This is a genomic window from Pseudomonas sp. (assembly GCF_030683065.1).
Taxonomy (GTDB): Bacteria; Pseudomonadota; Gammaproteobacteria; order Pseudomonadales; family Pseudomonadaceae; genus Aquipseudomonas.
This window is the reverse complement of the sequence record NZ_JAUXMX010000063.1, coordinates 70534-90562: the sequence shown is the minus strand read 5'-3', so window position 1 is coordinate 90562 and position 20029 is coordinate 70534. Positions and strand designations below refer to the sequence as shown.

Annotated in this window: 16 protein-coding genes; 4 read left to right on the top strand and 12 right to left on the bottom strand. The window is 62.0% G+C overall.

Annotation, left to right across the window (positions count from 1 at the left end; genetic code table 11):
- Positions 1-149: 149 nt before the first annotated feature.
- The 10 genes from Q8K09_RS20525 to bioB form a co-directional block, all read right to left on the bottom strand.
- Entirely contained in the window at positions 150-1928 is a 1779-nt protein-coding gene (locus tag Q8K09_RS20525; protein ID WP_305256858.1) for an acyl-CoA dehydrogenase C-terminal domain-containing protein, read from the bottom strand.
- A 169-nt stretch (positions 1929-2097) separates the two neighbouring features.
- Positions 2098-3894, bottom strand: a complete 1797-nt coding sequence (locus tag Q8K09_RS20520) for an acyl-CoA dehydrogenase C-terminal domain-containing protein (RefSeq protein ID WP_305256857.1) — start codon at positions 3892-3894, stop codon at positions 2098-2100.
- A gap of 447 nt (positions 3895-4341) precedes the next feature.
- Entirely contained in the window at positions 4342-6147 is a 1806-nt protein-coding gene (locus tag Q8K09_RS20515; RefSeq protein ID WP_305256856.1) for a phenylacyl-CoA dehydrogenase, read from the bottom strand.
- A gap of 416 nt (positions 6148-6563) precedes the next feature.
- Entirely contained in the window at positions 6564-7334 is a 771-nt protein-coding gene (locus Q8K09_RS20510; RefSeq protein ID WP_305256855.1) for a putative metalloprotease CJM1_0395 family protein, read from the bottom strand.
- 161 nt (positions 7335-7495) lie between these two features.
- Positions 7496-7795 (bottom strand): hypothetical protein, encoded by a 300-nt coding sequence (locus Q8K09_RS20505; protein WP_305256854.1) that lies wholly within the window; start codon positions 7793-7795, stop codon positions 7496-7498.
- A 96-nt stretch (positions 7796-7891) separates the two neighbouring features.
- Positions 7892-8581 carry a dethiobiotin synthase gene (bioD, locus tag Q8K09_RS20500; protein WP_305256853.1) on the bottom strand — a complete coding sequence of 230 codons (690 nt, stop codon included), beginning with the start codon at positions 8579-8581 and terminating at the stop codon, positions 7892-7894.
- Position 8582: 1 nt separating this feature from the next.
- A complete protein-coding gene (gene bioC, locus Q8K09_RS20495; RefSeq protein WP_305256852.1) occupies positions 8583-9386 on the bottom strand; it encodes a malonyl-ACP O-methyltransferase BioC in 804 nt (267 codons plus the stop codon).
- Positions 9387-9464: 78 nt separating this feature from the next.
- Positions 9465-10196, bottom strand: a complete 732-nt coding sequence (locus Q8K09_RS20490) for an alpha/beta fold hydrolase (protein ID WP_305256851.1) — start codon at positions 10194-10196, stop codon at positions 9465-9467.
- Positions 10189-11361: an 8-amino-7-oxononanoate synthase gene (gene bioF, locus Q8K09_RS20485; protein WP_305256850.1), complete on the bottom strand. Its 1173-nt coding sequence runs from the start codon at positions 11359-11361 to the stop codon at positions 10189-10191. Before bioF ends, Q8K09_RS20490 begins: the two co-directional genes overlap by 8 nt.
- A 112-nt stretch (positions 11362-11473) precedes the next feature.
- Entirely contained in the window at positions 11474-12529 is a 1056-nt protein-coding gene (gene bioB, locus Q8K09_RS20480; protein WP_305256849.1) for a biotin synthase BioB, read from the bottom strand.
- Positions 12530-12608: 79 nt separating this feature from the next.
- On the opposite strand from bioB, the gene Q8K09_RS20475 reads away from it, so the two are divergent.
- The 3 genes from Q8K09_RS20475 to rarD all read left to right on the top strand — a co-directional run bounded on the left by Q8K09_RS20475 (position 12609) and on the right by rarD (position 15925).
- Positions 12609-13343: a ComF family protein gene (locus tag Q8K09_RS20475; protein WP_305256848.1), complete on the top strand. Its 735-nt coding sequence runs from the start codon at positions 12609-12611 to the stop codon at positions 13341-13343.
- Positions 13344-13588: 245 nt separating this feature from the next.
- Entirely contained in the window at positions 13589-14563 is a 975-nt protein-coding gene (locus Q8K09_RS20470; RefSeq protein WP_305256847.1) for a serine/threonine protein kinase, read from the top strand.
- A gap of 468 nt (positions 14564-15031) precedes the next feature.
- Positions 15032-15925 carry an EamA family transporter RarD gene (rarD, locus tag Q8K09_RS20465; protein WP_305256846.1) on the top strand — a complete coding sequence of 298 codons (894 nt, stop codon included), beginning with the start codon at positions 15032-15034 and terminating at the stop codon, positions 15923-15925.
- Positions 15926-16174: 249 nt separating this feature from the next.
- Here the strand turns inward: rarD and Q8K09_RS20460 are convergent, their stop codons facing one another.
- Positions 16175-16693 (bottom strand): glycine cleavage system protein R, encoded by a 519-nt coding sequence (locus Q8K09_RS20460; RefSeq protein ID WP_305256845.1) that lies wholly within the window; start codon positions 16691-16693, stop codon positions 16175-16177.
- Positions 16694-16749: 56 nt separating this feature from the next.
- The gene (locus tag Q8K09_RS20455; protein WP_305256844.1) at positions 16750-17208 is read right to left on the bottom strand and encodes a GNAT family N-acetyltransferase; all 459 of its coding nucleotides are present in this window, start codon (positions 17206-17208) and stop codon (positions 16750-16752) included.
- Between the two features lie 362 nt (positions 17209-17570).
- On the opposite strand from Q8K09_RS20455, the gene Q8K09_RS20450 reads away from it, so the two are divergent.
- Positions 17571-19760: a malate synthase G gene (locus Q8K09_RS20450; protein ID WP_305256843.1), complete on the top strand. Its 2190-nt coding sequence runs from the start codon at positions 17571-17573 to the stop codon at positions 19758-19760.
- Positions 19761-20029 lie beyond the last annotated feature (269 nt).

The window sequence follows — 20029 nt, the reverse complement described above, 5'->3', positions numbered from 1 at the left end:
GAAGCGGCGTTTTTCCTTAAGCGAACAGCACGGCCAGCGTTTATGCCTTGGCATGAGCGCTCCGACAACGGCCAACTATCGCCAGCGCCCTTACATAACCAAAAAGCCCCGATCATGGATCGGGGCCTTTGCGTTACCGGGTGTGCGGCTTAGAACTGCGCAGCATCCAGCAGGTACAGGCTTTCGCTGCCAGCCTTGACCGAGGCGGTCAGGGAGTGGATGCGCGGCAGGATACGGGCGAAGAAGAAGCGTGCGGTACCCAGCTTGCTGACGTAGAAATCGTCCTGATCCTGCTTGGCCAGCGCAGCCCGGGCCATCAGCGCCCACATGTAGGCATACGCGGTGTAACCGAACACGTGCAGGTACTCGACCGAGGCAGCACCCACTTCGTTCGGGTTGGCCTTGGCGCGCTCCAGCAAGTCGCTGGTCATCAACTCCAGGTTGGCGATGGCATCTTTCAGCGGGTTGACGAACTCGGCCAGCGAGGCGTCAGCGCTGTCGGTGAAGGCCTTGATCTCTTCAGCGAAGTGCTTGTAGAGCGCACCGCCGCTGCCGACCACTTTACGCCCGACCAGGTCGAGGGCCTGGATGCCGTTGGTGCCTTCGTAGATCTGGGTGATGCGGCAGTCACGGATCAGCTGCTCCTGGCCCCACTCGCGGATAAAGCCGTGGCCGCCGAATATCTGCTGGCCGTGCACCGTGGTTTCCAGCGCCATGTCGGTGAGGAAGGCTTTGGCCACCGGCGTCAGCAGGGCGACCAGTTCTTCGGCACGCTTGCGGGTGGCGGTGTCTTCGCTGTACTTGGCGGTATCCAGTTGCATGGCCACGTAGCTGGAGAACGCACGGCCACCTTCGTTCAGGGCTTTCATGGTCAGCAGCATGCGGCGCACGTCAGGGTGCACGATGATCGGGTCGGCGGCTTTGTCTTTAGCCACCGGGCCGGTCGGTGCGCGGCTCTGAATGCGGTCGCGGGCATACTCGACGGCGTTCTGGTAGCTGCGCTCGCCCAGGGCCAAGCCCTGGATACCCACGCCCAGGCGCTCGTAGTTCATCATGGTGAACATCGCCGCCAGGCCACGGTTCGGCGCATCGACAATCCAGCCGGTGGCGCCGTCGAAGTTCATCACGCAGGTGGCCGAGGCCTTGATGCCCATCTTGTGCTCGATGGAACCGCAGGAAAGCGCGTTTTGCTCGCCCAGCGAACCGTCGCCATTGACCATAAACTTCGGCACCAGAAACAGCGAGATGCCTTTCGGGCCCGCTGGCGCGTCCGGCAGCTTGGCCAGTACCAGGTGGATAATGTTCTCGGTCAGGTCGTGTTCACCGCCGGTGATAAAGATCTTGGTACCGCTGATCTTGAAGCTACCGTCAGCTTGCGGCTCGGCCTTGGTGCGGATAATCCCTAAGTCGGTGCCGGCATGCGGCTCGGTCAGGCACATGGAGCCAGCCCAGACGCCGGAATACATATTTGGCAGGTATTTCTCTTTCAGCTCTTCGCTGGCATGGGCGTTGATCGACAGGCAGGCACCAGCAGTCAACATCGGGTACAGGCCAAACGACAGGTTGGCCGAGTTGACCATTTCTTCCACTTGCGCGGAGATCACCTTGGGCATGCCCATGCCGCCAAACTGCGGGTCGCCACCAACGCCTACCCAGCCACCGTCCGCGTAGGTTTGATAAGCCTCAGGGAAGCCGGCCGGCGTTTTCACCGCGCCGTTGTCCCAGGAACAGCCTTCCTCGTCACCGCTGCGATTGAGCGGCGCAATGCTGCCCGCCATGACCTTGCCGGCCTCTTCGAGAATGGCGCTGGCAGTGTCTGCATCCACCACGTCGGCCAAGGCAGGCAATTGAGCCCACAGCGTGGAAACCTCAAACACTTCGTTGAGTACGAAGCGCATGTCGCGCAGGGGAGCTTTGTAGTCAGCCATGAAAAATCCTCGAACGAAGCAACAGGGTTAAAACGGGTGGGTGAGTCTAACCGAGCAACTTTTCAGACACATAGGGTCGTGTTGTGACCGTCAAGTCTTCGCCTGCCGATCAACCTCAGATAGTAAAATCCCGCCAACTGGCGGGATTTTGCATAGCCTCAATCGCCGATCAGAGACCGAAATGCTCTGCTGGCAGGCTCATCATGCATGCGCTGCCCGCCTCGGCCGCAGCCAGGTGAGCGGCGGTGCGCGGTAGCAGCCGCTTGAAGTAGAACGCACACGTTGCCAGCTTGGCCTGATAGAACGCCGCCTCGCCGGTGCCTGCCTCAAGCTTGTGTTGCGCGACCACAGCCATGCGCAACCAGAAGTAGGCCAGCGTGACGTAGCCGGAATACATCAGGTAATCCATGGACGCCGCACCGACCTCGTCGGGGTTCTGCAGCGCCGCCACGCCGATCTTCTGCGTCAGCTCACCCCACTGCTTGTTCAATACGGCCAACTGGTCGACATGCTCCTTGAGCTGCGGATGATCGACCTGCGCCTCGCAGAATTTATGCACGATCTTGCTGAAACCACGTAACAGCTTGCCCTGACTGCCGAGCACCTTGCGCCCGAGCAGATCGAGGGCCTGGATGCCGTTAGTGCCTTCATAGATCAGGGCGATGCGGCAATCGCGGACTAACTGCTCCATGCCCCACTCGCGAATATAGCCGTGGCCACCCAACACCTGCATACCCTGATTAGTCACCTCCAGGCCGGTCTCGGTCATGAAGGCTTTGCAGATCGGCGTAAGGAAGGCGAGCAGATTTTCCGCTTCGTCACGCTGTTCGGCGCTGTCGCTACGATGCGCCTGATCAAGCAGTTGTGCCGTGAAATAAGCCAGGGCGCGGTTGCCCTCGTTAAATGCCTTCATGGTCAGCAGCATGCGCCGCACATCGGGGTGGACGATGATTGGATCGGCCGCCTTTTCCGGCGCCTTCGGCCCGCTCAGAGCGCGCATTTGCAGGCGCTCGTTGGCATATTTGAGCGCGCCCTGGAAACTGGCTTCGCCGAGACACAGCCCCTGCATGCCAGTGCCCAGGCGTGCATGATTCATCATGGTGAACATGCAGTTGAGGCCCTTGTTGGCCTCACCGATCAGGTAGCCGCTGGCACTGTCGAAGTTGATCACGCAGGTGGCCGATGCCTTGATGCCCATCTTGTGCTCGATCGAGCCACAAGATACCGCATTGCGCGCACCCACCTGGCCAGCAGTGTCAGGCAGAAACTTGGGCACGATAAACAAGGAAATACCGCGGGTTCCAGCAGGCGCATCCGGCAGCTTGGCCAGCACCAGATGAACGATGTTCTCGCTCATGTCGTGCTCACCGGCAGAGATGAATATCTTGCTACCACTGATCGAATAGCTGCCATCTGCCTGGGGCACGGCACGGGTCTTGATCAGGCCCAGATCGGTACCGCAATGCGCTTCGGTCAGGCACATGGTGCCGGTCCAGCGGCCTTCAGTGAGCGGGGTCAGGTAGGTTTGCTTCTGCTCTTCGCTACCGTGGGCATGGATCGCCGACATGGCACCGTGAGTAAGCCCCGGGTACATGCCCCAGGATGTGTTGCTGGTGCCGACCATCTCGCTGATCAGCAGACCGAGGGAATGCGGCAGACCCTGGCCGCCGTAAGCCGGGTCGGCAGCCAGGCCATTCCAGCCGCCTTCGACATACTGGGCGAAGGCTTCCTTGAAGCCCTTGGGCGTGGTCACTACACCGTTATTGAACTGACACTCCTGCTCGTCGCCGGAGCGGTTCAATGGAGCCAGCACCTGCTCGCAGAACTTGGCACCTTCTTCGAGGATCGCAGCGACCATGTCTGGTGTGGCATCGCCAGCGCCGAGTGCGGCGTAGCTGCCATGGAAGTCGAAAACATCGTCGATCAAAAAGCGCGTATCGCGCAGGGGAGCCTTGTAATCGGGCATGGTCATTCTCCGTCAGCTGGCGCGCAAGGCGCGGATCAATACCCCTACGCTACTGCCGAAGCGGGCTGGGCGACAACGACCGTATGCCCGCTGAATGCAGCGCCATAAATAACCGGTGAGCGGCCGGAGGGAGACGCTGGAGACGCCAACCTCTGCGCGATCAAGCACGATCTTGATGGGTATCGCTGCGCTCAACCCTACGCGGCCCGTCGCATCCTACAAAAGCCCCGAGCATGCAAATTGACTGGCTATCCGTAGGATGGCGTTGAGCGTAGCGATACCCATCGGCGGCCAATAAAAAAGGCGGCATCGCCATCGGCAACGTGCGCCAACCTCACGAGAAGCCGTTTAACCGCTGATTGACCCGTGACGCGCCACTCCCCCCAGACGCAAAAAAGCCGCTACCCCGAGAGGTAGCGGCTTTTCCAGGCGAAATCGCGGGAAGGCTTAGTAGCCCAGTGCGAAGTCGTCTTCGTGCATGTCCATCAGGTTGCCAGCGCCGGACAACATGGTGGCCACGTGGGTGCGGGTACGCGGCAGGATGCGTGCAAAGTAGAAACGCGCGGTCTGCAACTTGGCCTTGTAGAAGGCTTCATCGGCAGCACCAGCAGCGATTTTCTCGGCAGCCAGGCGCGCCATATCAGCCCAGAAGTAAGCCAGGCAGACGTAACCGGAGTACATCAGGTAGTCGACCGATGCAGCGCCAACTTCTTCGCGGTCTTTCATCGCGGCCATACCGACCTTCATGGTCAGTTCGCCCCACTCCTTGTTCAGCTGGGCCAATGGCTCAACGAACTCTTTGACGGCTGCGTTGCTTTCGTTGCTCTGGCAGAACTTGTGCACGATCTTGGTGAAGCCTTTCAGCGCTTCGCCTTGGGTCTGCAGCACTTTACGGCCGAGCAGATCGAGCGCCTGGATGCCAGTGGTGCCTTCGTACAACATGGAAATGCGGCTGTCGCGAACGTTCTGCTCCATGCCCCACTCAGCGATAAAGCCGTGACCACCATAGATTTGCACGCCGTGGTTGGCTGCTTCGAAGCCAACTTCGGTCATGAACGCCTTGGCGATCGGCGTGAGGAAGGCCAGCAGTGCGTCGGCTTGCTTCTTCTCGGCTTCGTCCTGGCTGTACTTGACGATGTCGACCTGCTTGGCAGTGAAGTACACCATCGCACGGTTGCCTTCAGCGAAGGCCTTCATGGTCAGCAGCATGCGACGCACGTCCGGATGGACGATGATCGGGTCGGCGGCTTTTTCCGGCGCTTTCGGGCCAGTCAGGGAACGCATCTGCAGACGCTCACGAGCGTACTTCAGGCCACCCTGGAAGCCGATTTCAGCATGGGCCAGGCCTTGCAGCGCAGTCCCCAGACGAGCGATGTTCATAAAGGTGAACATGCAGTTCAGGCCTTTGTTCGCCGGGCCGATCAGGTAACCGGTGGCGCCGTCGAAGTTCATCACACAGGTAGCGTTGCCGTGGATACCCATCTTGTGCTCGAGCGAGCCACAGGACACCGCATTACGCTCGCCAACAGCGCCAGATGCATCGGACAGGAACTTGGGCACGATGAACAGCGAGATACCCTTGGTACCCTGCGGTGCATCGGGCAGGCGGGCCAATACGATATGGACAATGTTGTCGGCCATGTCGTGTTCGCCAGCGGAGATGAAGATCTTGGTGCCGGAAACCTTGTAGCTGCCGTCGGCCTGTGGGTCTGCCTTGGTGCGCAGCATACCCAGGTCGGTGCCGCAATGCGGCTCGGTCAGGCACATGGTGCCAGTCCACTCGCCGGACACCAGCTTGGTCAGATAAGCCTCTTTCTGCTCATCGGTGCCGTGCTCGGCGATAGTGTTCATCGCGCCATGCGACAGGCCAGGGTACATGCCCCAGGACCAGTTGGCGGTACCGACCAGTTCGCTGACCACCAGACCAAGCGACTCGGGCAGGCCTTGGCCGCCGTGAGCGACGTCATGGGCCAGGCTCGGCCAGCCACCTTCTACATACTGCTTGTAGGCTTCCTTGAAGCCGGTCGGAGTTTTAACCCCGGACTCGCTCCAGGTACAACCTTCGATATCACCCACACGGTTCAGCGGCGCCAATACCTGCTCACAGAACTTGGCGCCCTCTTCGAGGATGGCGTCAACCATGTCCGGGGTAGCATCTTGGCAGCCAGGCAGGCTCTGATAATGCGCTTCGTAGCCGAACAGTTCGTCACGGACAAAGCGAATATCACGCAAGGGGGCCTTGTAGTCAGGCATAGCGGTTAACCTCTGCGATGGACTTATTAGTGTGTTTGGGTGACCGACTAAACGGCCGCTTGGGGGATTACTCCCGATTGCCTGGCGACAGTTTGGCCACCCCAGCAATCAAACAAGTGTTTGAAACATACGTTTACGGCCCTACCTTGTCAAGCACCGCTGGACTGCCAAGCGGTGACTGGCAACACGCTGCAAAGCCGTCTCCAGGTATTCACGGTAAGGCGCAGCAGGTGACGTTCCGTTCGCAGCGAAGCGCCAACCCGCCGGGATGTGTGCCGTGCCGATAAACCATGGTGCACTGCCTGCGGCGAGTGACGCCCTACGGATCGCGGATTGCTCAAGATTATTGGTCGGAGTCTAGACCGCCTGGAGGCGGTCGCAGTGGGCCCGTGCTTTTTTACAATCGCACCAACCGTTCAGCCCAGCAGATCGATCAACGGCGCCGAATCTGCTGATTCGGCAGTGCGCTGGTACAGGCCGAGATCGACTGCAGGCGAGCGCGATGATTGCAGAGTCGCATCTGACTCGTCGTCTGGCGCCGCAGGCTCGCCCGCCTCGCTTGATTGAGCACGCTCTGCGCTCGCTTCTGCGGCCTCACTGAGGCGCAGTTCAGCCAGTTCGGCGCGCGCTTGCACCATCTGCGCCTGGGCTTGCGCTGCCACGCGCAAGTCCTGCCCCGACGGCTCGGCCGGGGCCAGCGCTGCACGCACAACGACCTCCATTTTGCTCAGCGTGGCTTGCGGATCGTTCGCCACGGCGCCGGTGTCGATACTGACCTCTCCGGCGATGGCATAGCGCTGGCCGTCCGGCCCCCGGGTATAGGTGTAGCTCGGGGCACCGGCATAGCTGCCGCCAACTGCTGCGTGGGCCTGTTCGTGGGTACGCACTTCGCGATCACGACTAACCAACTCGGCAATTTCCAGTTGTTCGATGCGCTGTTGTTGCGGGCTGGTCTCGGCGTTGTTCTGCTTGCCAGCAGACTGAGCCGACTGCCCGGTGGCTTGATCAGCCTCTTCGCGGGCGGAAGCAGCTTGTTCGTCGCCGAGGGCGGGGGAAGGCGTAGCGGGAGCCTGGGCGGCACGGGTCAGATCAAGGGAAACATCCGGGGAGGCGGCAGACGAAACAGGCCGCGCTTGCAGTGGCTGCACTGCTGGCGCCAAATACTCAGGCACAGCGCCAATTTGCATGCCATACCCCCTTGTTGCGTATCTGTTAAGGACGTCGGCAACCTCAAAGGTTGTAGAAACAACGCGTATCGTTGCGTGACGACCGCCGATAAGATGCAGCCAAACACGCTACACGAAGGATCAACGAGCCTTTTGGCACGACCAAACCGTTTAACACGCGCTCAGGCTTTGGTGTCGATCAGGGTGCCCAGCACTTCATCGGCAGTGCGCACCACACGCGCGCCCACTTGCGCCTCATTCTGGCCTACACGCAATGCAACCATGCTTTCAGTCAGATCCGCACGGTTTTGTCCGGACGTTTCAGGTGCCTGATTGACTTGATTCGGCGCAGGCGTCTGCGCTGGCTGTTGTGGCCCGGCGAGCGAGTTGCCGGCGATTTCGGCTGCAGCCTGATCGACCCGCCGCTGCCCTGATTGAATAGTGCTGATGCCTGAACGAAAGGCGTTACCGGAGATTTCCATAAAACAGCTCCCGCAGGTGAGCTCCATTGGTACGCTGTATTGAAGCAGATAATGAGCACGTAGCGTACTGGCAAACAGCTATGACTGACGACCGGCTTATAGCCCGAACTCCAGCAATGCCAAATCGAGGCATTCGGCCACAGCCGCTGGCGTCGCCTTGACCAAGCGCGGCACTCGCCCCAGGCAAGGCGCCGGCAAGCGCTCGGCAAGGGTCGCCAGGTTCTCCTCCAGACGCGACGTTTCAGGGTCGATCACATTGGCCACCCAGCCGGCCAGGGTCAGGCCGTCACGGGCAATCGCCTCGGCAGTCAGCACAGCGTGATTAATGCACCCCAGGCGCACCCCCACCACCAGAATCACTGGCAGATCCAGGCTGATCGCCAGATCGGACAGCGCGGCCTGCCCGGCCAGCGGTACGCGCCAACCACCAGCGCCTTCGACCAGGGTGAAATCCGCCCCTTTGTCGAGGATCGCCTGCACCGGCCCGCGCAGCGCCTCCACATCCAACACTACACCGGCTTCGCGCGCCGCCAGATGCGGGGCGATAGCCGGGACAAAGGCAAACGGGTTGACCTCGGCGTAGTCCAGCGTCAGCGAACACTCGCCAAGCAGCGCAATGGCATCGTCATTGCGCAGACCGGCGGGCGTCTTGCTGCAGCCGGAGGCCACTGGCTTGGCGGCGGCGGTCGACAAACCAGCCATGCGCGCGGCATGCAACAGGCCGGCGGCAATGGTGGTCTTGCCCACTTCGGTGTCGGTACCGGTGACGAAAAAGGCTGCAGTCATCTCAATTCTCTTTACGCAAAATGCCGTAGACCACCTGATAGCTAGCCGGTAGCCCTTGCGCCTGGCGAAAGCGCTCGTAGGCAGTGAGCAGCGCCAGCATGCGCGCGCGACCGGTCAGACCACCCGGGCGACCGGGGTTAAGGTTGTGCGCACCCAACGCCTTGAGTTCATGGGTCAAGCTACGCAGGTCGGGGTAGTGCAGCACTTCGGCTTGAGTTTCCAGGCTGAGCAACTGCAGGCCGCTGCCCGCGCAGAGCTGCTGGTAATCGTCGAAGTGACGGAAGCGGTTGACGTGGACGAAGCCGTCCACCGCCTGCCAGCTGTCGCGCAACTCGTGCAGGGTACCGACGCACAGGCTGCTGAATGCCAGCACACCTCCGGGACGCAACACCCGCCGGGCCTCACTGAGCACCGCGCGAAAGTCCGCACACCATTGCAGCGCCAGGCTGGAAAACAGCAGGTCGCAGGACTCGCTGCGCAGCGGCAGGCGCTCGGCATCGCCAGCAATAAAGTGTTGCGCGCCAGCCAATGGCTGGGCGTGGCGCAGCATGCCCTCGGCAATATCCAGGGCTACACCCTCGGCCGCAGCGAAACGCGCCCCAAGGGCGCGACTGAAATGCCCGGTGCCGCTGCCCAGATCGAGCCAGCGCTGCGGATTCAGAGTAGCCGGCAAGCGCGCCAGCAACTCGCTGCCAACTTTACGCTGCAGGGCCGCGACGCTGTCATAGCTGTCGGCCGCACGAGAAAAGGACGCCGCCACCTGACGCTTGTCCGGCAGGCCGCCGGCCTGGAACGCCTCGCTCATCGGCGGCCCCCGACGCAGGGCGCGTGGTGCGTACCATGGAGGGCATACGATTGGTGTGCATGGCGCACCCTACGGGAATCAGTCATCGCCGACCTCATGCAGAAAAGCCTGAATCGCAGCCGCGATCTCATGGGGACGCTCCAGCGCGAAGGCATGGCTGACACTGTCGATCAAGCCGATCTCGACATCCGGCAGCAGCGCCAGCAGGGCAGCCGCCGTATTCGCCGGCACCAGGGCATCGGCACCGGCATACAGATGCAGTTGCGGACCGACAAAGTCCTGCAAGGCGCCGCGGGTATCCAACGCAGCCAGCACATCCAGCCCGGCCAGCAGACTCTCGGCACGCACCTGCGGCGCTGCGCTGAGCAGTAGTCGCGACAGCCCGCGCGGCTCCACCGCGCCCTGGGCGCAGAGCAAGGCAAAGCGCTTCAATGTGGCGCGCGCATCCGTCGCGCAGCCCTGACGAAACACGCTGAATGTCTCGGCCGCCAGCGCACTGGACCACGTCGGCGCAGCGACGAAACGCAGATTACTGGCCAGGGTCAGCAGGCCGGCGCAGCGCTCGCCACGCCGCGCGGCCAGTTCACTGGCGAGCATGCCGCCGAGTGACCAGCCGCCGAGCCAGGCGTCCTGGGGCAGGTTTGCGTCGAGTTCGTCCAGCCAATCGGCGGGGTCGCTGGAGTCCAGCAACGGTAAGGGTTCGATCTCGACCCGCAGCTGCGCGTCGAGCCCACGCAGGGCGTCGGCCAGCGGCTCCAGCGGCGCACTGCCGAGGCCCCAGCCGGGCAACAAAATCAGGCGATCACGCATCGCTGCTCTCCAGTAACGTCCAGCACTCGGCCAATGCCTCCAGCAGCAGTTCCAGCTGGGCACTGCTGTGCGCCGCTGACAGGGTCACGCGCAGGCGCGCACTGCCGGCCGGCACCGTGGGCGGACGAATCGCGGTGACCAGCAAGCCGCGCTCGCGCAGCAGTTGCGACAGGCGCATGGCCCGAGCGCTGTCCCCGATCAGGATCGGCTGGATCGGCGTGGCGCTGTCCATCAACTCAAGGCCAATAGCCTGGGCGCCTTCACGGAAGCGCTTGATCAAGGCGTTCAAGTGTTCGCGCCGCCAGTGCTCGCTGCGCAGCAATTCGAGGCTCTTCAGAGTGGCGCAGGCCAACGCTGGCGGCTGGCTGGTGGTGTAGATATACGGCCGAGCAAACTGCACCAGGGTCTCGATCAGTTCTTCACTCCCCGCGACGAAGGCGCCGGCAGTGCCGAACGCCTTGCCCAGGGTGCCGACCAGTACCTGCACAGCATCCATGCCCAGGCCGAAGTGCTCGACGATGCCGCCACCGGTCGCGCCCAGTGGGCCGATACCGTGGGCGTCGTCGACCATCACCCAGGCGCCCTTGGCCTTGGCTGCCGCGCACAGCGCCGGCAGGTCGGCCAGGTCGCCGTCCATGCTGAACACGCCGTCAGTGACCACCAACGTATTGCCGCGAGCCTTATCCAGGCGGTTGACCAGGCTGGCGGCATCGTTGTGCAGGTAACGGGAAAAGCGCGCGCCGGACAACAGCCCGGCATCCAGCAGGGAGGCGTGATTGAGCCGGTCCTCCAGCACCGTATCGCCCTGCCCCAGCAGCGCGGTGACCGCACCGAGGTTGGCCATGTAGCCAGTGGAAAACAGCAGCGCCCGCGGCCGCCCGCTGAATTCAGCCAAGGCCTCCTCCAGTTCGTGATGCGGCGTGCTATGACCGATCACCAGGTGCGAGGCGCCGCCGCCGACCCCCCAACGCAGGGCGCCAGCGCGCCAGGCCTCGATCACCTGCGGGTGATTGGCCAGGCCGAGGTAGTCGTTGGAGCAGAAAGCCAACAGCTCACGGCCGTCGACCTTGACCAGCGGCCCTTGCGGCGAATCGAGCAAGGGCCGCTGCCGGTACAGACTGGCGGCGCGGCGTTCGGCGAGGCGAGTGGAAAGATCAAAAGGCATGGCAATCACCGTAGGAGCCAGGGGGACGCCTAGTCCTTGCTGGCGATCCACCAACCGACGACGGATCGCCAGAGTGCCGGATCGCCAGCAAGCTGGCTCCTACAAAAACGGGTTAGACCGCAGCGTTATAGAACAAGCTGGAATCACGCTGCTCGGCCAGCGCTTGCTCGATAGCAGCCTGGTGCACTTCGTCGGCGTGCTCTTCGCGCTCTTCAGGCTTGATGCCGAGACGGGCAAACAGTTGCATGTCTTTGCCAGCCTGAGGGTTGGCAGTGGTCAGCAGCTTCTCGCCGTAGAAGATCGAATTGGCACCGGCGAAGAAGGCCAAAGCCTGCATCTGCTCGTTCATCGCCTCGCGGCCGGCGGACAGGCGCACGTGCGAGTGCGGCATCATGATCCGCGCCACGGCGAGCATGCGGATGAAGTCGAAGGGATCGACATCCTGCTCATCGGCCAGCGGCGTGCCCTTGACCTTGACCAGCATGTTGATCGGCACCGACTCCGGGTGTTCCGGCAGATTGGCCAGCTGGATCAGCAGGCCGGCGCGGTCGTCCAGCGACTCGCCCATGCCAAGGATGCCGCCGGAGCAGATCTTCATTCCCGAATCACGTACATACGCCAGGGTTTCCAGGCGCTCGCCATAGGTGCGGGTGGTGATGATGCTGCCGTAGAACTCCGGCGAGGTGTCCAGGTTGTGGTTGTAGTAATCGAGGCCAGCTTCGGCCAGGGCGGCGGTCTGCTCCTTGTCGAGCTTGCCCAGGGTCATGCAGGTTTCCAGACCCAGGGCCCGCACGCCTTTGACCATCTGCAGCACGTAGGGCATGTCCTTGGCCGATGGGTGCTTCCAGGCCGCGCCCATGCAGAAGCGGGTAGAGCCAATGGCCTTGGCCTCGGCGGCGGCCTCCAGCACTTTCTGCACTTCCAGCAGTTTTTCCTTTTCCAGGCCGGTGTTGTAATGGCCGGACTGCGGGCAGTACTTGCAGTCTTCCGGACAGGCGCCGGTCTTGATCGACAACAGGGTCGAGACCTGTACGCGATTCTGGTCGAAATGCGCACGGTGCACGGTCTGCGCGTTGAACAGCAGGTCGTTGAAGGGTTGTTCGAAGAGCGCCTTGACCTCGGTTAGGGTCCAATCGTGACGCAAGTGGGCAGCGGTGGTGGCGCTCATCGGTAATTCCTTGTTGGTTGTAGCGGCTGCTAAAATCAGCCAGCACGACACGGATGTTCGGCATATTTAAGGAAGCTTTATGCGCTGTCAACTAGACGAGCAGCACAAGGTTTACAAGTGGTTAAAAAACAAACAGCACTGCCTGCTCTGCGACGAGCCGGCGGACAGCACAAGCAGCCTGTGCGTCAGCTGTGAGAGCGAGCTGCCATGGCTTGGCCCACGCTGCCAGATATGCGCCCTGCCACTGCCGCACGCTGGACTTACCTGCGGTGGCTGCCTGAAACGCGCGCCGCGCTTTGATCGCGTCGAGGCACCCTGGCGTTATGCCTTCCCGATCGACAGCCTGATTACCCGCTTCAAGCACCAGGCCAAGTGGCCACTGGGACGTCTGCTCGGCGAGCTTTTGTCACACCACTTGCGGCACGCCTTCGATGAAGGCCTGGCCAGACCCGACCTGCTGTTGCCCGTCCCCCTGGCCATACGCCGGCAGCGCCAGCGTGGCTTCAATCAGGCAGAGTTGCTCGCCCAGTGGTTGAGCGAGCAGTTGACGCTGCCGCTACACAAGCACTGGCTGCAACGGATTATCGACACGCCAGCGCAGCAGCAACTGGACGCCGCCACCCGTAAACGCAACCTGCGCCGCGCCTTTGCCCTCGCACCTGAAAGTCAGGTCGACGGCCTGCACCTGGCCCTGGTCGACGATGTGCTGACCACCGGCGCCACCGCCGAAAGCCTGGCGCGGCTGCTGAAAAAGGCCGGCGCGGCGCGGGTCGACATCTATTGCCTGGCGCGCACGCCGAAACCTGGGGACTGACGCCAGCGATCGCATCCGGGCTCGAACCGATTCGTAGGATGGCGTTGAGCGCAGCGATACCCATCACCGCGAGTGCCAACTCACCTCCAGGCAGGTAATTGCTGACGATGGTCATAATCGGTCTGCGCGCCGATTGACTGACTGCCGATGGGTATCGCTACGCTCAACCGCATCCTACAAAGACCCCGGACACGCCCAGCCCCGGATAAGCGCTACACTCGTCGGCCCAGAGACCGGAGCCGACCATGTCCCATCCATTTGCCGCACTGACCCCCGACCTGGTGCTGGATGCCGTGGAAAGCATTGGCTACCTCAGCGATGCCCGGATCTTGGCGCTCAACAGCTATGAGAATCGCGTCTACCAAGTGGGTATCGAGGACGAAACGCCGCTGATCGCCAAGTTCTACCGGCCGCAGCGCTGGACCGACGCGGCGATTCGCGAGGAGCACAGTTTCACCTTCGAACTGGCCGAATGCGAGGTGCCGGTGGTGGCACCTTTGGTACGTGATGGCGAAACCCTGTTCGAACATGCCGGCTTCCGTTTTGCCCTGTTCCCGCGCCGCGGTGGCCGTGCGCCGGAGCCGGGCAACCTGGAGCAACTCCATCGCCTCGGCCAACTGCTCGGGCGCCTGCATGCCGTTGGTTCGCTCAAGCCCTTCGCCCACCGGGAAACCCTGCAGGTGGAAAACTTCGGCCACGCCTCGCTGGCCACCCTGCTGGATGGCAACTTCATTCCGCGCAGCCTGTTACCCGCCTACGAGTCGGTGGCCCGCGACCTGCTCAAGCGCCTCGACAGTTTGTTCGCCAACAACCCGGTGCAAGCGATTCGCCTGCATGGCGACTGCCACCCCGGCAACCTGCTGTGCCGCGACGACACCTTCCATATGGTCGACCTCGACGACTGCCGCATGGGGCCCGCGGTACAGGATCTGTGGATGATGCTGGCCGGCGAGCGCCATGAGCGCCTCAGCCAGTTGTCCGAACTGATGGACGGCTACCAGGAGTTCCACGACTTCAACCCGCGCGAACTGCCGCTGATCGAGGGCCTGCGCTCCCTGCGCCTGATGCACTACAGCGCCTGGCTGGCGCGGCGTTGGGACGACCCGGCATTCCCCCATAGTTTCCCCTGGTTCGGCACTGAGCGTTATTGGGGCGAACAGGTGTTGATGCTGCGCGAGCAACTGGCGGCGCTCGATGAAGAACCGCTCAGGTTGTTCTGATAAACGCTACCCAGCAGACCTGGACGCAGGCTATGCACGTAGGGTGCGCCGCGCGCACCGCAGCAATTGCGTGGATAAAGACCGGGCGCCCCCCTGCGCGCCTACACGGATCGACTCCAGACGCAGGTTGCCGATCGCGTATCAACGACTCCAACTGCAGTTCGCTGCCGACAGCGGCAGAAAGTGGTGCGCATGGCGCACCCTACCCGGCATTCAGCCGCACCTCGTAGGAGCCAGCTTGCTGGCGATCCGGGCCGCCGCCGGAATATCGTCGGAGTGCCGAACCACAGCAAGGACTAGGCGTCCCCCTGATTACTACAGGTAAAGCCCGAGGCACCGGCTGCTGTAAAGCCGTTCTTACGCAAATCGGCTTTTCTCCTGCCAGGAAAAACCTGAGCATGCAGACAAGTGTCGAGCCCCGCGACTAGAATCCATGCCCTTCGTGACACGCCTCAGCAAGGATTCTGCATGGCCACCGCCAACCCGCGTCGCGGGTACATTCTGGGCTTGACCGCCTACATCATCTGGGGCCTGTTCCCACTGTATTTCAAAGCCATCCAGAACATCCCCTCGCTGGAAATCATCGTCCACCGTGCACTCTGGTCGGCAGTCTTCGGTGCTGCGCTGCTGCTGGTATGGAAACACCCCGGCTGGCTACGCGAGCTGCGCGAAAACCCCAAGCGCCTGGCCGTACTGGCGCTGTGCGGCCTGCTGATCGCCAGCAATTGGCTGGTGTACGTCTGGGCGGTGAATAACGAACGCATGCTCGAAGCCGCGCTGGGCTACTACATCAACCCGCTGGTCAATGTGCTGCTCGGCATGCTGCTGCTCGGCGAACGCTTGCGTCGCCTGCAGTGGCTGGCGGTCGGCCTGGCCGCAGCGGGTGTTGCGCAACAGGTGTGGCAAGTCGGGAGCCTGCCCTGGGTATCACTGGTGCTGGCGCTGACCTTCGGCTTCTACGGCCTGATCCGCAAGCAGGCACCGGTCGCCGCGCTGCCTGGCCTGGTGGTAGAAACCTGGCTACTGCTGCCATTGGCGATCGGTTGGCTGCTCTGGCACCCCGCGGCGATGAGCAGCCAGGCCGCGTTCTGGAGTACGCCCGAAGCGCTCTGGTTAATCGCGGCTGGACCTATCACCCTAATCCCACTGGTGTGCTTCAACGCTGCCGCACGCCACCTGCCGTACACCACCTTGGGCTTTCTGCAATACATAGCCCCGACACTGGTGCTGATCCTGGCGGTTACAGTGTTCGACGAGCGTTTCGACCCGAGCAAGCTGCTGGCCTTTATCTGCATCTGGGCCGGCCTGGCGCTGTACAGCGTCGACGCCTGGCTGACCCTGCGCAAGCGCGGACAAGGCTGATCCAGCAGGCGCCAGACTGTATAAAAAACACTCAACCATCTGCATGCCCCGTAAACCGTGGCGTGCAGCCATCCATCCCAACCTTATCCACAGAAGCATCCCCGGCCTGTGTGCACAAGTTATTGAAACAGCTGCTTTTTTAACCAGAACCCGAAGAACCGCGGGGCACTAGCTCGGGCGCCATAGCTCCCCAGCTTATCCACAGCGATACCCACGCCAACCGTGGATATGTGCCACCCCTCCTCTGCGTCAAGTATCGGTGCGCAGATTGAGTTCCACCATCAAGTCGTCGGCGAGGGTTTCCAGCTGGGCTTGCAGCGCATCGAGGGAAAACTCGAGTGGTACCGCCAACTGTGCTTCAGCGTGAAACAGCAATTCGCCACTCATGGGCGCTGGCGTCACTTCGGTAATCAAACGTTCCAGATTGACCCCGTGCTCGGCGAGCAAGCGGGTGATGTCGCGGATGATGCCCGGCCGGTCATTGCCGACCAGGTCGAGATGAATTGACTTCCAGTTGCCGGAGGGCTCGGCGCCACCGTGCTCCAGCAGCACGCGAATCCCCTCGGCGCCCAGGCCTTGCAGCGCCTCGACCAGTTCAGCGTGGTCCTTGGCCGGCACCGCGACGCGCAAGATGCCGGCGAACTGACCAGCCATGCGCGACATGCGACTTTCCAGCCAGTTACCGCCGTGCTCGGCCACGCATTGGGCGAGCCGCTCGACCAAGCCAGGTTGATCCTTGGCGATGACGGTTAATACCAGATGATCCATGGCAAGCCTCTCGTTTTCATTCAACAGTCAGGAAATACACGCCCACTGCAGCGCGTTCAGTCGCCGTCTGGCGGCAAGGCCAGCCAGTAGGTGTGGAACAGGTCGTCGCGCACATAGCCGAGCCGCTCATACAAAGCCTGCCCGGCCAGATTGCTCTTCGCCGTCTGCAACTGTAAACCACAGGCGCCTGTGCTTTCGGCATAGGCGCGGGCGGCGTTCATCAGTGCCTCGCCAACCCCCTGGCGCCTGGCGCACTCGTCCACATACAGGTCGCTCAACAACCAGGCCGGCTGCAGCGCCAGCGAAGCCTGGAACGGGTAGAGCTGGACGAAACCAAGCGCCCGATCCTGCGCGTCACGCGCCAGAAACAGCAGCGAGTCGCCTCGACTCAAGCGCGCGTCGAGAAACAGGCGGATAGCCGCCAGCGGCTTATCCTCCTGATAGAACTGCAAATAGCCGGCAAACAACCGGGTCAGGTCGTCGAGATCGGCCGCGCTGGCCTGGTGTATATGCATCGTCTTGCCTCCTCCACACGCTCATCTGGCGCGACATTCCCGCAGGCGCTGCATGCGCTGTGCGTTCACAGGCCCTCAACATGTATGCCGCAGTATAGGCGGCCTAACGCGCAGCAACCGCAACGCCAACCCAATTAATGTGTACTGTTTTTATTTTTTTATGAAACAATAATTTCTTAACTTGGGAACAAAACGTCCGCCGCGTGACTGCAAATCGTCTCTTGGTCGTACAACGACGCACACCCACTGATTTTCCAATAATCTTGATGTAGTATGCCGCGCCTCGGACTACAAGACTTAAACCCAGGGTTCGAAGCGGCTATTTGAGTAGAGCTGAAGAGCTGAGCAGAGTGAGGCAAGTGATGACTGAACGCGTTCAAGTAGGTGGCCTGCAGGTCGCCAAAGTGCTGTTCGACTTCGTGAATAACGAAGCCCTCCCAGGTACAGGCATCGTTGCCGACACGTTCTGGGCCGACTTTGAGGCTGTGATCAACGAGCTGGCCCCGAAAAACCGTGCCCTGCTGGTCAAGCGCGATGAAATCCAGGCACAGATTGATGGCTGGCACCAAGCCCGCGCCGGTCAGGCCTTTGATGCCGTGGCTTACAAAGCCTTCCTTGAGGAAATCGGTTACCTGCTGCCGCAACCGTCTGGCTTCCAGGCCACTACCGAGAACGTCGACGAAGAAATCGCTCACCTGGCCGGCCCGCAGCTGGTGGTGCCAGTGATGAACGCACGCTTCGCACTCAACGCCTCCAACGCCCGCTGGGGCTCGTTGTACGATGCCCTGTATGGCACCGACGTGATCAGCGAAGCAGGCGGCGCCGAGAAAGGCCGTGGCTACAACAAGGTTCGCGGTGACAAGGTCATCGCCTTCGCCCGCGCCTTCCTCGACCAGGCTGCGCCGCTGGCCGCCGGCTCTCACGTCGACGCCACCGGTTACCGCATCGAAGCCGGCAAACTGCTGGTCAGCCTCAAGGGCGGCAGCAACAGCGGCCTGCTCGACGACGGCCAACTGGCAGGCTTTCAGGGCGATGCCCAGGCGCCGATCGCCATTTTGCTCAAGCACAATGGCTTGCACTTCGAAATCCAGATTGACGCCAGCACTCCGGTCGGCCAGACCGATCCAGCCGGGGTCAAAGACCTGCTGATGGAAGCGGCACTGACCACCATCATGGACTGCGAAGACTCGATCGCCGCAGTCGATGCCGACGACAAAGTAGTGGTCTACCGCAACTGGCTGGGCCTGATGAAAGGCGACCTGGCCGAAAGCGTGTCCAAGGGCGGCCAGACCTTCACCCGCACCATGAACCCGGACCGGGTCTACACCCAGGCCGACGGCGGCGAGCTGACCCTGCACGGGCGCAGCCTGCTGTTCATCCGTAACGTCGGCCACCTGATGACCATCGACGCGATCGTCGACAGCCAGGGCTTCGAGATCCCGGAAGGCATCATGGACGGCGTGCTGACCAGCCTGATCGCCATCCACAACCTGAATGGCAACACCAGCCGCAAGAATACCCGCACCGGCTCGATCTACATCGTCAAGCCGAAGATGCACGGCCCGGAAGAAGTCGCCTTCACCAGCGAACTGTTCGGTCGCACCGAGGACGTCCTCGGTCTGCCGCGCAATACCCTGAAAGTCGGCATCATGGACGAGGAACGACGCACCACGGTCAACCTCAAGGCCTGCATCAAAGCGGCCAGCGAGCGCGTGGTGTTCATCAACACCGGCTTCCTCGACCGCACCGGCGACGAAATCCATACCTCGATGGAAGCCGGCGCCATGGTGCGCAAGGCCGCCATGAAAGCCCAGAAGTGGATCGCCGCCTACGAAGACAATAACGTCGACGCCGGTTTGGCCACCGGCCTGCAGGGCCGCGCGCAGATCGGCAAAGGCATGTGGGCCATGCCCGACCTGATGGCGGCGATGCTCGAACAGAAAATCGCCCACCCGCTGGCCGGCGCCAACACCGCTTGGGTACCTTCGCCAACTGCCGCCGCCCTGCACGTGTTGCACTACCACCAGGTCGACGTGTTCGCCCGTCAGGCTGAACTGGCCAAACGTGCGCCGGCTTCGCTGGACGATATCCTGAGCATCCCGCTGGCCGCCGAGACCAACTGGACGCCCGAAGAAATCCAGAACGAACTGGACAACAACTCGCAAGGCATCCTCGGTTACGTAGTGCGCTGGATCGACCAGGGCGTCGGCTGCTCCAAGGTGCCGGACATCAACGACATCGGCCTGATGGAAGACCGCGCCACCCTGCGCATCTCCAGCCAGCACATGGCCAACTGGCTGCGCCATGGCGTGGTCACCCAGGAGCAAGTGATCGAGAGCCTCAAGCGCATGGCGCCGGTGGTCGATCGGCAGAACGCCAGCGACCCGCTATACAACCCACTGGCGCCGGACTTCGACAGCAACATCGCGTTCCAGGCGGCCCTGGAACTGGTGGTCGAAGGCACCAAGCAGCCTAACGGCTACACCGAGCCGGTCCTCCACCGCCGTCGCCGCGAATTCAAGGCGAAGAACAAGGCGAAGAACGGCCTGTAACTCGATACTAACGAGAACGTGAACCGCCCTTCGGGGCGGTTTTTATTGCGCAGCCAGAAAGCATTGAAGAGGTAGCAGATACGCTGCCCAAGGAAAGAATATTTTTGTCCGACAATTTTAGGGCAAGACGGGTTTATTGGCTCTAGAAATACCGCTGCTGGCCGAAACCATAGATGGCCATAATAGAAAATATGACCGTAAAATGACCAAATGGCGGAACACGTTCACTATTTGTGCCGCTACACGCCACACCCCTCCCCCCTGGGTAT